Source organism: Polaromonas sp. Polasp52, from assembly GCF_059491565.1.
In genome coordinates, this window is sequence record NZ_CP168513.1 from 2205440 (window position 1) to 2217575 (window position 12136).

At 66.2% G+C, this 12136-nt stretch carries 14 protein-coding genes; 6 read left to right on the forward strand and 8 right to left on the reverse strand.

Annotation, left to right across the window (positions count from 1 at the left end; genetic code table 11):
• Positions 1 to 26 precede the first annotated feature (26 nt).
• The 5 genes from ACEN9P_RS10325 to radA form a co-directional block, all read right to left on the reverse strand.
• On the reverse strand, positions 27 to 236 hold the full coding sequence (locus ACEN9P_RS10325) for a zinc-finger domain-containing protein (protein WP_074578284.1): 210 nt from the start codon (positions 234 to 236) through the stop codon (positions 27 to 29).
• A gap of 8 nt (positions 237 to 244) precedes the next feature.
• Complete coding sequence (locus ACEN9P_RS10330; RefSeq protein ID WP_007873858.1) at positions 245 to 1183, reverse strand: branched-chain amino acid transaminase; 939 nt, start codon at positions 1181 to 1183, stop codon at positions 245 to 247.
• A gap of 82 nt (positions 1184 to 1265) precedes the next feature.
• Positions 1266 to 1679, reverse strand: coding sequence for a glycerate kinase (locus ACEN9P_RS10335; RefSeq protein WP_477664174.1), 414 nt, complete (start codon positions 1677 to 1679; stop codon positions 1266 to 1268).
• Positions 1680 to 1757: 78 nt separating this feature from the next.
• A complete protein-coding gene (locus tag ACEN9P_RS10340; RefSeq protein ID WP_495621889.1) occupies positions 1758 to 2546 on the reverse strand; it encodes a metallophosphoesterase family protein in 789 nt (262 codons plus the stop codon).
• A gap of 20 nt (positions 2547 to 2566) precedes the next feature.
• Positions 2567 to 3946 (reverse strand): DNA repair protein RadA, encoded by a 1380-nt coding sequence (gene radA / locus ACEN9P_RS10345; protein WP_007873855.1) that lies wholly within the window; start codon positions 3944 to 3946, stop codon positions 2567 to 2569.
• A 188-nt stretch (positions 3947 to 4134) separates the two neighbouring features.
• Here radA and ACEN9P_RS10350 point away from each other — a divergent pair, with 188 nt between their 5' ends.
• The 3 genes from ACEN9P_RS10350 (at position 4135) to ACEN9P_RS10360 (ending at position 7119) form a co-directional block, all read left to right on the forward strand.
• On the forward strand, positions 4135 to 5121 hold the full coding sequence (locus ACEN9P_RS10350; protein WP_495621890.1) for a Bug family tripartite tricarboxylate transporter substrate binding protein: 987 nt from the start codon (positions 4135 to 4137) through the stop codon (positions 5119 to 5121).
• 83 nt (positions 5122 to 5204) lie between these two features.
• Positions 5205 to 6179 carry a 2-dehydropantoate 2-reductase gene (locus ACEN9P_RS10355; protein ID WP_495622162.1) on the forward strand — a complete coding sequence of 325 codons (975 nt, stop codon included), beginning with the start codon at positions 5205 to 5207 and terminating at the stop codon, positions 6177 to 6179.
• A gap of 46 nt (positions 6180 to 6225) precedes the next feature.
• The gene (locus ACEN9P_RS10360) at positions 6226 to 7119 is read left to right on the forward strand and encodes an NAD(P)-dependent oxidoreductase (RefSeq protein WP_495621891.1); all 894 of its coding nucleotides are present in this window, start codon (positions 6226 to 6228) and stop codon (positions 7117 to 7119) included.
• A gap of 13 nt (positions 7120 to 7132) precedes the next feature.
• Here the strand turns inward: ACEN9P_RS10360 and ACEN9P_RS10365 are convergent, their stop codons facing one another.
• From ACEN9P_RS10365 to alr, 3 genes are read right to left on the reverse strand one after another with little or no spacing between them, the layout of a single operon-like run.
• A complete protein-coding gene (locus tag ACEN9P_RS10365; protein ID WP_495621892.1) occupies positions 7133 to 7597 on the reverse strand; it encodes a GNAT family N-acetyltransferase in 465 nt (154 codons plus the stop codon).
• A gap of 6 nt (positions 7598 to 7603) precedes the next feature.
• Positions 7604 to 8065 (reverse strand): RDD family protein, encoded by a 462-nt coding sequence (locus ACEN9P_RS10370; RefSeq protein WP_477664179.1) that lies wholly within the window; start codon positions 8063 to 8065, stop codon positions 7604 to 7606.
• A 25-nt stretch (positions 8066 to 8090) separates the two neighbouring features.
• Positions 8091 to 9185 carry an alanine racemase gene (alr, locus tag ACEN9P_RS10375; RefSeq protein WP_477701136.1) on the reverse strand — a complete coding sequence of 365 codons (1095 nt, stop codon included), beginning with the start codon at positions 9183 to 9185 and terminating at the stop codon, positions 8091 to 8093.
• A 188-nt stretch (positions 9186 to 9373) separates the two neighbouring features.
• On the opposite strand from alr, the gene lplT reads away from it, so the two are divergent.
• The 3 genes from lplT to ACEN9P_RS10390 are packed head-to-tail and all read left to right on the forward strand — an operon-like array spanning position 9374 to position 12124.
• Positions 9374 to 10654 (forward strand): lysophospholipid transporter LplT, encoded by a 1281-nt coding sequence (lplT, locus tag ACEN9P_RS10380; RefSeq protein WP_477664181.1) that lies wholly within the window; start codon positions 9374 to 9376, stop codon positions 10652 to 10654.
• Complete coding sequence (locus ACEN9P_RS10385; protein ID WP_495621893.1) at positions 10654 to 11589, forward strand: DMT family transporter; 936 nt, start codon at positions 10654 to 10656, stop codon at positions 11587 to 11589. The genes lplT and ACEN9P_RS10385 overlap by 1 nt, the downstream gene beginning before the upstream one ends.
• Positions 11590 to 11638: 49 nt before the next feature.
• Complete coding sequence (locus ACEN9P_RS10390) at positions 11639 to 12124, forward strand: glutathione peroxidase (protein ID WP_477664183.1); 486 nt, start codon at positions 11639 to 11641, stop codon at positions 12122 to 12124.
• The last annotated feature ends 12 nt before the right edge of the window (positions 12125 to 12136 follow it).

The window sequence follows — 12136 nt, forward strand, 5'->3', positions numbered from 1 at the left end:
CGGCCACAGGCCGCTCCGGGGGTGGGTCAATGCCCGCCACCGAAATGCTCACCGTCTTTTAATTTGTAGACGGTCCCGCAATAGGGGCATTTCGCTTCGCCGGTGCGCGCCACATCCAGGTAGACCTTGGGGTGGCTGTTCCAGATTTTCATGTCGGCCTTGGGGTTGGGGCAGTAGACGCCGCCTTGCGCATTCAGGTCGGAGGCCAGCAGTTCAACAGAAGAAGAGGTGCTCATAGATATGTTCAAACCTTGGCGAGCCAATGGGCGTATTTGGGATTGCGGCCGTTGACGATGTCAAAGAAGGCACTCTGGATTTTTTCGGTGATGGGGCCGCGCGAGCCGGCGCCGATTTCAATGCGGTCGAGTTCGCGGATAGGCGTGACTTCGGCGGCGGTGCCGGTGAAAAAGGCCTCATCCGAGATATACACCTCGTCGCGCGTGATGCGCTTTTGCACCAGCTCCAGGCCCAGGTCCTTGCAGATGTGCAGGATGGTGTTGCGCGTGATGCCGTTGAGCGCGCCGGCCGAGAGGTCGGGTGTGTAGACCACGCCGCCCTTGACCACAAAAATATTCTCGCCCGCGCCTTCGCTGACGAAACCCGAGGCGTCCAGCAGCAGCGCCTCGTCGTAGCCGTCGTCCAGCGCTTCCATATTGGCCAGGATGGAGTTGGTGTAGTTGCTCACCGCCTTGGCCTGCGTCATGGTGATGTTGACGTGGTGGCGCGTGTAGCTCGAAGTCTTCACGCGTATGCCGCGCTTCATGCCCTCTTCGCCGAGGTAGGCGCCCCAGGCCCAGGCCGCGACCATCAGGTGGATCTGGTTGCCCTTGGGGCTGACGCCGAGTTTTTGCGAGCCTATCCAGGTCAGCGGACGGATGTAGCAGGACTCCAGCTTGTTCTCGCGCACCACGGCTTTGGTGGCTTCGTTGACTTCTTCCTGGGTGAACGGAATCTTCATGCGCAGGATCTTGGCGCTGTTGAAGAGGCGCTCGGTGTGCTCTTCAAGGCGGAAAACCGCCGTGCCGCCGGCCGCGTTGTAGGCGCGCACGCCTTCAAAAGCGCCGCAGCCGTAATGCAGGGTGTGGCTCAGCACGTGGATCTTGGCGTCGCGCCAATCGACCATCTGGCCGTCCATCCAGATTTTGCCGTCGCGGTCTGCCATGGAGGGTGCTACTGGGGGCATGATGGGAATCCTGTTCTATGTGGGGTGATGCGGGAAGCCGGGCGCGCGCGGGGCGCCGCCCGAAAAACCTGAATTGGCGATTTTACGGGGCGGGCGCCGCCGCGTCCTGCGCGGGCCTGAAAAGCTCATGGTGGGCCAGCTTGCCACCCACAAAGGTGCAGGTGACCCTGGATTCGCCGGCATCGGCCCAGCGGAAGATCTCGGGCTGCTCATCCTTGGGCGAAAGCCGCTCGCCCAGCGCCCGCGTCATGGCCACGACGTGCAGCAGCGTCATGCCGGGCTTGAGCTTGGCATTGAGCATGACCGCGCTGTCGACATACCCTATGGGGCGGTTGGCCGCGCGTTTGAGGATCTGCATCATGCGGCTGAAATGCAGCAGCACCCACATCACCAGGCCGCCGGCTACCGCGGCCACACCGGCCCAGCCGTAAAAGCGGTAGCCCAGCACAACGGCCGCGACGCCGGCCACGGGAACAAGGATTTTCTGGAAGTTCATGGCGCTATTTTCGCAGCCCCGGCCCGGCGGCCGGCTGCGGGGACTGCGTAGGCGCCTGAGCGGCGGCAAAACGGGGATTCAGCCCGCGCGCGCGGCCCAGCCCGTGGCCAGCGCATGCGCCCAGTCGCCGCGCCCACGGCTGGCCGCCACCCGCGACTGCGCCAGGTGGTCGTAAGGCACGGCGCGCAGATCGACGCGCCAGCCCACGCCGGTTTTTTCAGCGATGGCATAGCGCGCATGCGGCGCGCCGTTTTCCACCACATGCGGATGCGGGTGCGCGTCGTCATAAGCCTGCAGGCCGACGCTGCCGGGGTTGACGATGAGCACATCGCCGCACTGCGCCAAACGCGGCACATGGGTGTGGCCGCACAGGACCAGCGTATGCCCGGACTGCGCTGTGGCGCCCAGGCGCTCGCGCACTTCATCGGCCGTGGCCGGGCGTATGCCCGTGGCATGGCCCGCGCCGAAGCCCGGGACGGTGGTTTCCAGCCAGTAAATCAGGTCGCTGGCCGGCGTGCCGTGGCACAGCAGGATGTCGCCGCCGGCCAGCTCCAGGCTTTCGGGCAGCGAGCGTATCCATGCCAGATGCGCCGAGCCCAGCTGGGCCGCCGTGTAGCCGTCGGTGCTCCGGGGGTCCAGGTACTGGCCCTGGTCGATCAGCTCCAGCACCTGCCGTTCGTGGTTGCCGCGAATCGTGGGAAAGCCGCGCGCCATCAGCAAGTCAGCCGTTTCGGCCGGCTGCAGCGGCCCGCTGAGGATGTCGCCGAGGTTCACCACCTGGTCCACGCCCCGGCCTTCGATGTCGGCCAGCACGGCCTCCAGCGCCGGCAGGTTGCCGTGGATGTCGGAAATGGCGGCGAGTTTCATGGCACTGATTGTGCAACGCCTCAGCCCAGGCCGCGCACCACGTTCATTGCCTCTTCCACCCGCTCCACCGCGTGGATGGTCAGGCCTTCGATGGGCTTTTTGGGCGCGTTGGCCTTGGGCACCACGGCCACGCTAAAGCCCAGCTTGGCAGCCTCCTTCAGGCGCTCCTGGCCGCGCGGGGCCGGCCGCACCTCGCCGGCCAGCCCCACTTCGCCAAAGGCGATAAAACCCTTGGGCAGCGGCTTGCCGCGCAGGGACGAGGTGATGGCCAGCATCACGGACAGGTCGGCGGCCGGCTCGCTGATGCGCACGCCGCCCACGGCATTGACAAACACGTCCTGGTCCATGCAGGCCACGCCCGCATGGCGGTGCAGTACCGCCAGCAGCATGGCCAGGCGGTCGCGGTCCAGGCCCACCGAGAGGCGCCGCGGGCTGGGCCCGCCGTTGTCGACCAGCGCCTGGATTTCAACCAGCATGGGGCGCGTGCCTTCCAGCGTGACCAGCACGCAGCTGCCGGGCACGGGTTCGCTGTGCTGGCTCAAAAAGATGGCGCTCGGATTGGCCACGCCCTTGAGGCCTTTTTCGGTCATCGCGAACACGCCGATCTCGTTGACCGCACCGAAGCGGTTCTTGATGGCGCGCACCAGGCGAAAGCTCGAATGCGTGTCGCCTTCAAAGTAGAGCACGGTGTCCACCATGTGCTCGAGCACGCGCGGGCCGGCCAGCGCTCCTTCTTTGGTCACATGGCCCACCAGCACGATGCACACGCCGCTGGACTTGGCCGCGCGCGTGAGGTGGGCCGCGCATTCGCGCACCTGCGCGACCGAGCCGGGCGCGGAAGTCAGCTGGTCGGAATACACGGTCTGGATGGAGTCGATGACGGCAATCGCCGGCTGGGTGGCTTCCAGCGTGGCGAGGATTTTTTCAAGCTGGATCTCGGCCAGCACCTTGACCTGCGAGCCATCCAGCCCGAGCCGGCGCGAGCGCAACGCGACCTGCGCGCCGCTTTCTTCACCGGTGACATACAGGGTGTTGAGCCCGGCGCGCTGCAGCGAATCAAGCGCCTGCAGCAGCAGCGTGGATTTGCCTATGCCCGGGTCGCCGCCTATCAGCACCACGCCACCTTCCACGATGCCGCCGCCCAGCACGCGGTCCAGCTCTTCGTGGCCGGTGGGCGTGCGCTCCATGTCGGTGGCTTCGATGTCGGACAGGGCGGTCACGTCGGAGGCCTTGGCCAGCGACTGGAACTGGCTGCTGTAGCGGTTCTTGGCCGGCGCGCCGCTCTCGGCGGCCGACTCGACCAGCGTGTTCCAGGCATTGCAGTGCGGGCACTTGCCCAGCCACTTGGGGCTGCTGCCGCCGCATTCGCTGCAGGTGTAAATCGTCTTGTCTTTGGCCATACGTGATATTACTGTATAAATAACCAGGTTTTGGGTTTGATCATGATGCGGGAGGCGCCGGCCCGACAAGCTGGCCGCCTGGCGGAATCCCGCCGGCTCAGCATAATTGCGCGCTTGCACAGACAATGGCCTTTTGCTGTATTTCCCCGCCGACCCGACCCCCATCGCTTTCTTGAGGACACCGCACCATGAACATTTCGCGCCGCCAGCTCATACAGTCTTCCAGCGCCGCCGCCCTGCTCGCCGGCATAGGCCGGCAGGCCTGGGCCCAGGCCCTTGACAGCACCAAGGTCATCGCCGGCTTCGCGCCCGGCGGCACCGCCGACATCGTCTCGCGCCGCGTGGCCGACAAACTGCACCCCGGCTATGCCAAAAGCGCGGTGGTCGAGAACAAAACCGGCGCGGGCGGGCAGATCGCCGTGCAGTTCGTCAAGACGGCCGCGCCCGACGGCGCGACGGTGCTGCTCACGCCCATGTCCATGCTGGGCATCTACCCCCACACTTACAAGAAGCTGCCCTACGACCCGGTGGCCGACCTGACGCCGGTCTCGGCCGCGGCGATTTTTGACTACGGCTTTGCCGTCGGCCCCATGGTGCCGGCCAGCGTCAAGACCGTGCCCGACTTCCTCGCCTGGTGCAAGGCCAACCCCGGCCAGGCCAACTTCGGCTCGCCGGCGGCCGGCTCCTCGCCGCACTTCATAGGCGCGCTGCTGGGCCGTGCCGGCAACGTCGACCTGCGCCACGTCGCCTTCCGCGGCACCCAGCCCGCGGTGCTCGACATGGTGGGCGGGCAGATCGCCGCCGTGTCGGGCCCCACCGGCGAATTCACCCAGCATGTGGCGGCCGGCAAATGCCGCCTGCTCTCCACCAGCGGCCCCAAACGCAGCCGCTTCACGCCGAACACGCCCACGCTCGTGGAGCAGGGTTTCAAGGACTTGGCCTTCACCGAGTGGTTCGGCTTTTTCCTGCCGGCCAAGGCGCCGCAGGATGTGGTGCAGCGCCTGAACGCCGGCATACGCAGCGCGCTGGCCTCTCAGGACGTGATCGACGGACTGGCCGTGTCCTTCCTGGAGCCGGCGCCCACCTCGCCGGCCCAACTGGCCGCCATGCTCAAGGCCGACACCGAGCTGTGGGGCCCCTTGGTCAAAGCTGTGGGCTTTACACCGGAAGGCTAAGCCCTTCCCCTGATGGTGAGCAGGCGCCGCCCTTTACGCCGGGCGGCCGTTTTTTTGTGATCAAGAGAACCATGGGCAGCAGCATGAAGGTATGTATTTACGGCGCGGGCGCCATAGGCGGCTGGATAGGTATGGGGCTGGCGCGCGCCGGCTGCAGCGTCAGCGTGGTGGCACGCGGCGGCACACTCGAAGCCTTGCAGCTGCACGGCCTGAGACTCAACCAGGGCGGCACGGTCAGCTCGCAGGCCGTGGCCTCCAGCGCCCGGCCGGCCGAACTCGGTGTGCAGGACATGGTGGTGCTGGCCGTCAAGGCGCCCTCGCTGCCCGAAGTCGCGCGCCAGATCGCGCCGCTGCTGGGCCCGGACACCCTGGTGCTGACGGCCATGAACGGCGTGCCCTGGTGGTTTTTGCAAGGCTTTGGCGGCGCGCTGGCCGGCCAGCGCCTCAGCTCAGTAGATCCGGCGGGCGAGATCGCCGAGGCGATTCCGGCCCGGCACATCGTGGGCTGTGTGGTGCATGCGAGCTGCTCGCTCGACGAGCCCGGCCAGGTGCACCACCACTTCGGCAACAAACTCATCATTGGCGAGCCTTCGGGCGAGAAGACCGCCCGCGTGCTGCAACTGGCCGCGCGGCTCGAAAAGGCCGGCTTCGAAGCCCCGGTGTCGGACCAGATCCAGAAAGACATCTGGTTCAAACTCTGGGGCAATATGACGGCCAACCCGATCAGCGCGCTGACCGGCGCGACCATGGACCGCGTGCTCGACGACGAGCTCGTGACCGCCTTTACCCACAGCATCATGCTGGAGGCCAAGGAAATCGGCGCGCGCATAGGCATCCCCATTAATCAGACCCCCGAGGAGCGCCATGTCATCACACGCAAGCTGGGCGCCTTCAAGACCTCCATGCTGCAGGACGTGGAGGCCGGCAAGCCCGTCGAGCTCGACGCGCTCGTGAGCGCCGTGCGCGAACTGGGCCAGTTGACGGCCGTGCCCACGCCCTCCACCAACGCCCTGCTGGGCCTGGCGCGGCTGCAGGCGCGGGTCAAGGGCTTGTACTGAGGCCCTCCGTTTCATTCCATTCACCACCACTTTTCCAGGAGACAACATGAAACACATAGGCGTCATAGGCGCATCGGGAATGATGGGCCACGGCATCGCGCGCAACCTGCTGGCCAAAGGCTTCCAGCTCAGCCTGACCGTGCACCGCAACAGGGAGCGCGTAGCCGACCTGCTGGCCGCCGGCGCGAAACAGGCGTTCGGCCCGGCCGAACTTGGCACCTGCGACGCCGTCGTGATTTGCGTGACCGGCTCGCCCCAGGTAGAAGAAACCTTGCAGGGCCCCAACGGCGTGCTGTCCAAGGCCAGGGCCGGCCTGGTCGTGATCGACACCTCGACCAGCGAGCCCGAGTCCACGCGCCGCCTGGCCGCTTTGTGCGCGCAGCATGGCGCCATCCTGGTCGATGCGCCGCTGGCGCGCACGCCGGTGGAGGCCGAGCTCGGCAAGCTCAACACCATGGTGGGTGCCGAGCAGGCGGTGTTCGACAGGATCCGACCGGTGCTGGCGGCTTACTGCGAAAACATCTTCCACGTGGGCGGCCCCAGCGCCGGCCATGTGGTCAAGCTGCTCAACAACTTCGTTGCCCAGGCCATCTGCACGGCCACGGCCGAAGCCTTTGCCGTGGGCGCGCTGGCCGGCATCGAGCCGCAAAAACTGGTCGACGTGGTGTCCGCCGGCGCGGTGAACTCAGGCCTGTTCCAGGCCATGGCCAAAACCCTGGGCGGCGATTTTGCCGGCCTCAAGTTCGAGCTCGACAACGCGCGCAAGGACTTGCGCTACTACACCCACCTGGCCGAGATGGTCAAGGTGCCGTCTATGGTCGGCGAGGCCGTGCACCAGAGCCTGGTGACCGCCAGCGCGCTGGGCTACGGCAAGGAGTTTGTTCCGGCACTGGTGAAGGCGCAGGAAAAGCTGACCGGCGCGAAGATCACGCCGCAGTAAACAACGCAGCCCGCTACAAGGCCTTGGCGTACACCACAAAGCCGGATTTTTCGGCCACCTGGTCGTACAGCCGCATGGCCGTGGTGTTGGTTTCGTGGGTTTGCCAGTACACCCGGTCGCAGCCCGCCGCCCTGGCTTGTTCATAGACGGCCTCGATCAAGGCCTTGCCGATGCCGCGGCCACGCACCGATTCGGCGGTGAACAAATCCTGCAGATAACAGACCGGAACAATGCGGGTGCTGCTGCGGTGATACAGGTAGTGCGTGAGGCCGACAAGCTCACCATTCGCCGATTCGGCGACCAGCGCATGCACCGGCTCATAGGCGTCAAAAAACCGCGACCAGGTCATGGCGGTGATCTCATCAGCCAGCGCAGTCGGGCCGGAGCGGCCGTAGAAGCGGTTGTAGCCGGCCCAGAGCGGGAGCCAGGCGGCGAAGTCCGCTTTGCGGACGGGACGGATGGTGATCGCTGATGTCATGGATGGTCAGGCACTAAATTCCACGGGCCGGGTGGTTCCGGATTTTTTGCGCACCACCACCGTGCCGGCCATCTTGTCGTGCCAGCCCTGCTTGCGCGCGTCAAAGGCCACCCAGAAAATGCCCAGGCCCAGCGGGATGCAGGAAACAAAGTAACCGAGGTAGCGAATCAGCAATTGGCCGGTGCCAGGGTTATTGCCGGTGTCGGCGTCAACTATGCGCGCGGCAATCGCCATCTTTCCGGGCGTGGCCTGGCGCGCCACCCAGAACGCGATCACCGCCACCGCGGGCAGCACCCAGGAGATCAGGAAATCCAGGGGGCCGTGGACGAAGCTCGTGCCCTCCCAGTAGGCGTCGCCGTAGATCGCCGTCAGCAGCGGATACACCACGATGCCCAGCAGCAGGGTGTCGATGATCGACGCCCAGACGCGGATCCAGAAGCCCGCGTATTCCAGTTCTTCCGATGCCATGGAAAACTCCAGTTGGAGAGGTTTTTCATTCGATCTGTACGGGCACGCGCTGCGCAAGCGCGCACATCAATTCATAGCCCACGGTGGCACCGGCCTGCGCGACTTCGTCGATGGACAGCTCGGCGCCGCCTCCAGCGCGGCCCCACAGGGTGACTTCGCTGCCCATGCCCGCGGCGGGCACGGGCGTGAGGTCCACCGTGATCATGTCCATGCTGACGCGGCCCACCATGCGGGTGCGCACGCCGTTCACCAGCACGGGCGTGCCGGTGCTGCAGTGGCGCGGGTAGCCGTCGGCATAACCGCAGGCCACGATGCCTATGCGCAGCGGGCCGTCGGCGGTGAAGCTCGAGCCATAGCCCACGGTATCGCCGGCCTTGAGGTCCTGCACGCCGATGATTTTTGACGACAGCGTCATGGTGGGCTGCAAACCCCAGCCGGCCGCCGTGTGTTCGGGGAAATCGGGCGCGCTGCCGTAGACCAGGATGCCGGGCCGCACCCAGTCGGAGCGGCCGGCCAGTACGTCGCGGTGGCGCAGCGTGGCGGCGCTGTTGCTCAGCGTGCGCTCGCCGGGCAGGTCGTGCGTGACGGCGTCGAAGGCCTGCAGCGCCGCGCTGATGCCCTTGGGGCCGTCGGCGTCGGAGAAGTGCGTCATCAATGTGATCTCCTCGACCTGCGGCAGCGCGTTCAGGCGCGTCCAGGCGGCGCGGTAGCGCTCGGGCGGAAAGCCCAGGCGGTTCATGCCCGAGTTCATCTTGAGGAACACGCGGTGTGGCAGCTGCGTCTTGTGGGCGGCCAGCATGTCGATCTGCTCGTTGCAATGGATCGAGTGCCACAGGCCCAGGCGCGAGCACAGCTCCAGGTCGCGCGCGTCAAAGCAACCCTCCAGCAGCAGGATGGGGCCGCGCCAGTCGAGCGCGCGCAGGCGCTGGGCCTCGGCCAGGTCCAGCAGCGCGAAACCGTCGGCGCTGCGCAGCGCGTCGAAGACGCGTTCTATGCCGTGCCCGTAGGCGTTGGCCTTGACGACGGCCCAGACCTTGGCGTCGGGCGCGGCGGCGCGCGCAACGCCCAGGTTGTGGGCAAGCGCCGCGGTGTGGATGGTGGCAAGAATGGGACGTGGCATGGTGCAAAGAAGAAGTTGGTGCGGGCGGCGGCCTCAGCGGCCCGGTGGAGGCGGTGAACCGGTTCTAAGGGCTTTCTGCATTCTGACACCGCCCCCCATGCTATAAACCGGAATCGTCCGGAGACATTCATCCATATCTTGCAGCATCAGATCGGCTGATGCAGTGCCGCAATGACCACAACAGTTTAATGAAGCGCGGTTTTTACACCATCATGGCGGCCCAGTTTTTCAGCTCGCTGGCTGATAACGCGCTGTTTGTGGCCGCCGTGGAGCTGCTCAAGACCAGCGGGGCGCCCAAGTGGCAGCCAGCGGCGCTGGTGCCCATGTTTGCCTTGTTTTACGTGGTGTTGGCGCCTTTTGTGGGCGCTTTCGCCGACGCGCGGCCCAAGGGCAACGTGATGTTCGTGAGCAATGCCATCAAGGTCATAGGCTGCCTCATGATGCTGTTCGGCTCGCACCCGCTGCTGGCCTACGCCATCGTCGGGCTGGGCGCCGCCGCTTATTCACCGGCCAAATACGGCATCCTCACCGAACTGCTGCCGGCCTCGCAGCTCGTCAAGGCCAACGGCTGGATCGAGGGGCTGACGATTTCCTCCATCATCCTGGGCGTACTGCTGGGCGGCCAGCTGGTCGGCCACACGGTGTCCAGCCTGCTGCTGTCGTTCGACTTCCCGGTTTTCGAAACCGGCATAGACACCGCGCCCGAAGCGGCGATCGCCGTGCTTATCCTGCTGTACATCGTCGCGGCCTGGTTCAACACGCGCATCCCCGACACCGGCGTCGAGATGCGGCCCATGCCGCGCAACAAGCTTGAGCTGCTGCCCGACTTCTGGAACTGCAATTCGGCGCTGTGGCGCGACAAGCTGGGCCAGATCTCCCTGGCCACCACCACCTTGTTCTGGGGCGTTTCCGGCAACCTGCGCTACATTGTGCTGGCCTGGAGCGCCGCGGCCCTGGGCTACAGCACCTCGCAGGCCTCCTCGCTGGTCGGCGTGGTGGCCATAGGCACGGCCGTGGGCGCCGTGATGGCCTCCATGCGCATGCGGCTGGACCAGGCCACCAGCGTGATGCCGCTGGGCATTGCCATGGGCCTGCTGGTCGTGCTGATGAATTTCATCGGCAGCGTCTGGGTGGCCGCACCCTTCCTGATCCTGCTGGGCGGCCTGGGCGGCTTCCTGGTGGTGCCCATGAACGCGCTGCTGCAGCACCGCGGCCACAACCTCATGGGCGCGGGCCGCTCCATCGCGGTGCAGAACTTCAACGAACAGGCCTGCATCCTGAGCCTGGGCGCTTTCTACAGCCTGTCCACCGGCATGGGCCTGTCGGCCTTCGGCGCGATCACCGCCTTCGGCGTCGTGGTGGCCGGCTTTATGTGGCTGATCCAGCGCTGGCACCAGCACAACCTTGTCAAACACAAGGAACAGGTCGACCACCTGCTGAGCATCGCCCGCAGCGATAAATCGCACTGATGGCGGCCGACGCAACAGGCGCCGCCGTGCGCAGCGGCACGCCCAAAGCCGTGCTGGCTCTTACATTCAATGCCTTCGTCTGGGGCGTGTCCTGGTGGCCGCTGCGCCAGCTGCAAAGCCTGGGCCTGCACCCGCTGTGGACCACGGCGCTGGTCTATGCGATTGTGGTGGCCGGGCTGCTGGTCTTGATGCCGAAAGCCTGGCGCGGCTTTGCCGCGCATCCGCAGCTGTGGCTCCTGGCGGCGGGCGCGGGCCTGACCAATGTCGGCTTCAACTGGGCCGTGACCGTCGGCGACGTGGTGCGCGTGGTGCTGCTGTTCTACCTGATGCCGGCCTGGTCGGTGCTGGTGGCCTGGGCCATGCTGGGCGAAAAACCCACGCCGGCCTCGCTGCTGCGCCTGCTGCTGGCCATGGCCGGCGTGTTGATTGTGCTCAAGACGCCGGACTCCCCCTGGCCCGTGCCGCAAGGCGGGGCCGACTGGCTGGCCATCATGGGCGGCTTCAGCTTCGCGCTGACCAACGCCATGCTGCGCAAATCCAGGCACACGCTCGGTGAATCGCGCATGCTGGCCATGTTCGGCGGCAGCGGCCTGATGGCGGCTTGCGCCGCATTGGTCGGCATGTCGCAAGCCGCGGTGCCCGCGCCGACTTTGGCGCTGGCAGGCATTCCGGTGGCGCTGGGGCTGGCGCTGGCTTTCATGGCCAGCAACGCCTGCCTGCAGTACGGCGCAGCGCGCCTGGCCGCCGGCACCACGGCCATCGTGATGCTGACCGAAATCCTGTTCGCCAGCCTGTCCTCGGCCGCGCTGGGCGCCGCCGAGCTCACGCCGCGCATCCTGCTGGGCGGCAGCCTGATCGTGCTGGCCGCGCTGCTGGCGGCCATGGCGCCATCGGCATCTGCCCAAACCGCGCCGGGCGGTGCAGAATCGCGGTAAACCGGCAACCGGGACAGCGCCGGCAACAACCGCACCAGGAGACACCCCCATGAGCACCGTCTACGATTTCGAAGCACGCCAGATCAACGGCCAGGACATCTCGCTGGCCGGGTTCAAGGGCAAGGTCATGCTGATCGTCAACACCGCCAGCAAATGCGGCTTCACGCCGCAGTTCGGCGGCCTCGAAGAGCTGCACAAGCAGTACGCCGGCAAGGGCCTGGCGGTGCTGGGTTTCCCCTGCAACCAGTTCGGCTCGCAGGACCCGGGCGCCGACGGCGAGATCGAGTCCTTCTGCCAGGTCAACTATGGCGTGAGTTTTCCCATGATGTCCAAGATCGACGTCAACGGCCCGGCCGCGCATCCGCTCTACAAATGGCTGTCGGCCGAGGCGCCCGGCCTGCTGGGCAGCAAATCCATCAAATGGAACTTCACCAAATTCCTGGTCGGCAAGGACGGCAAGGTGATCCGGCGCTACGCGCCCACCGACAAACCGGCCGACCTGGCCAAGGATATCGAGGCCGCACTAGCCGCCTGAGGCAGAGCCGCC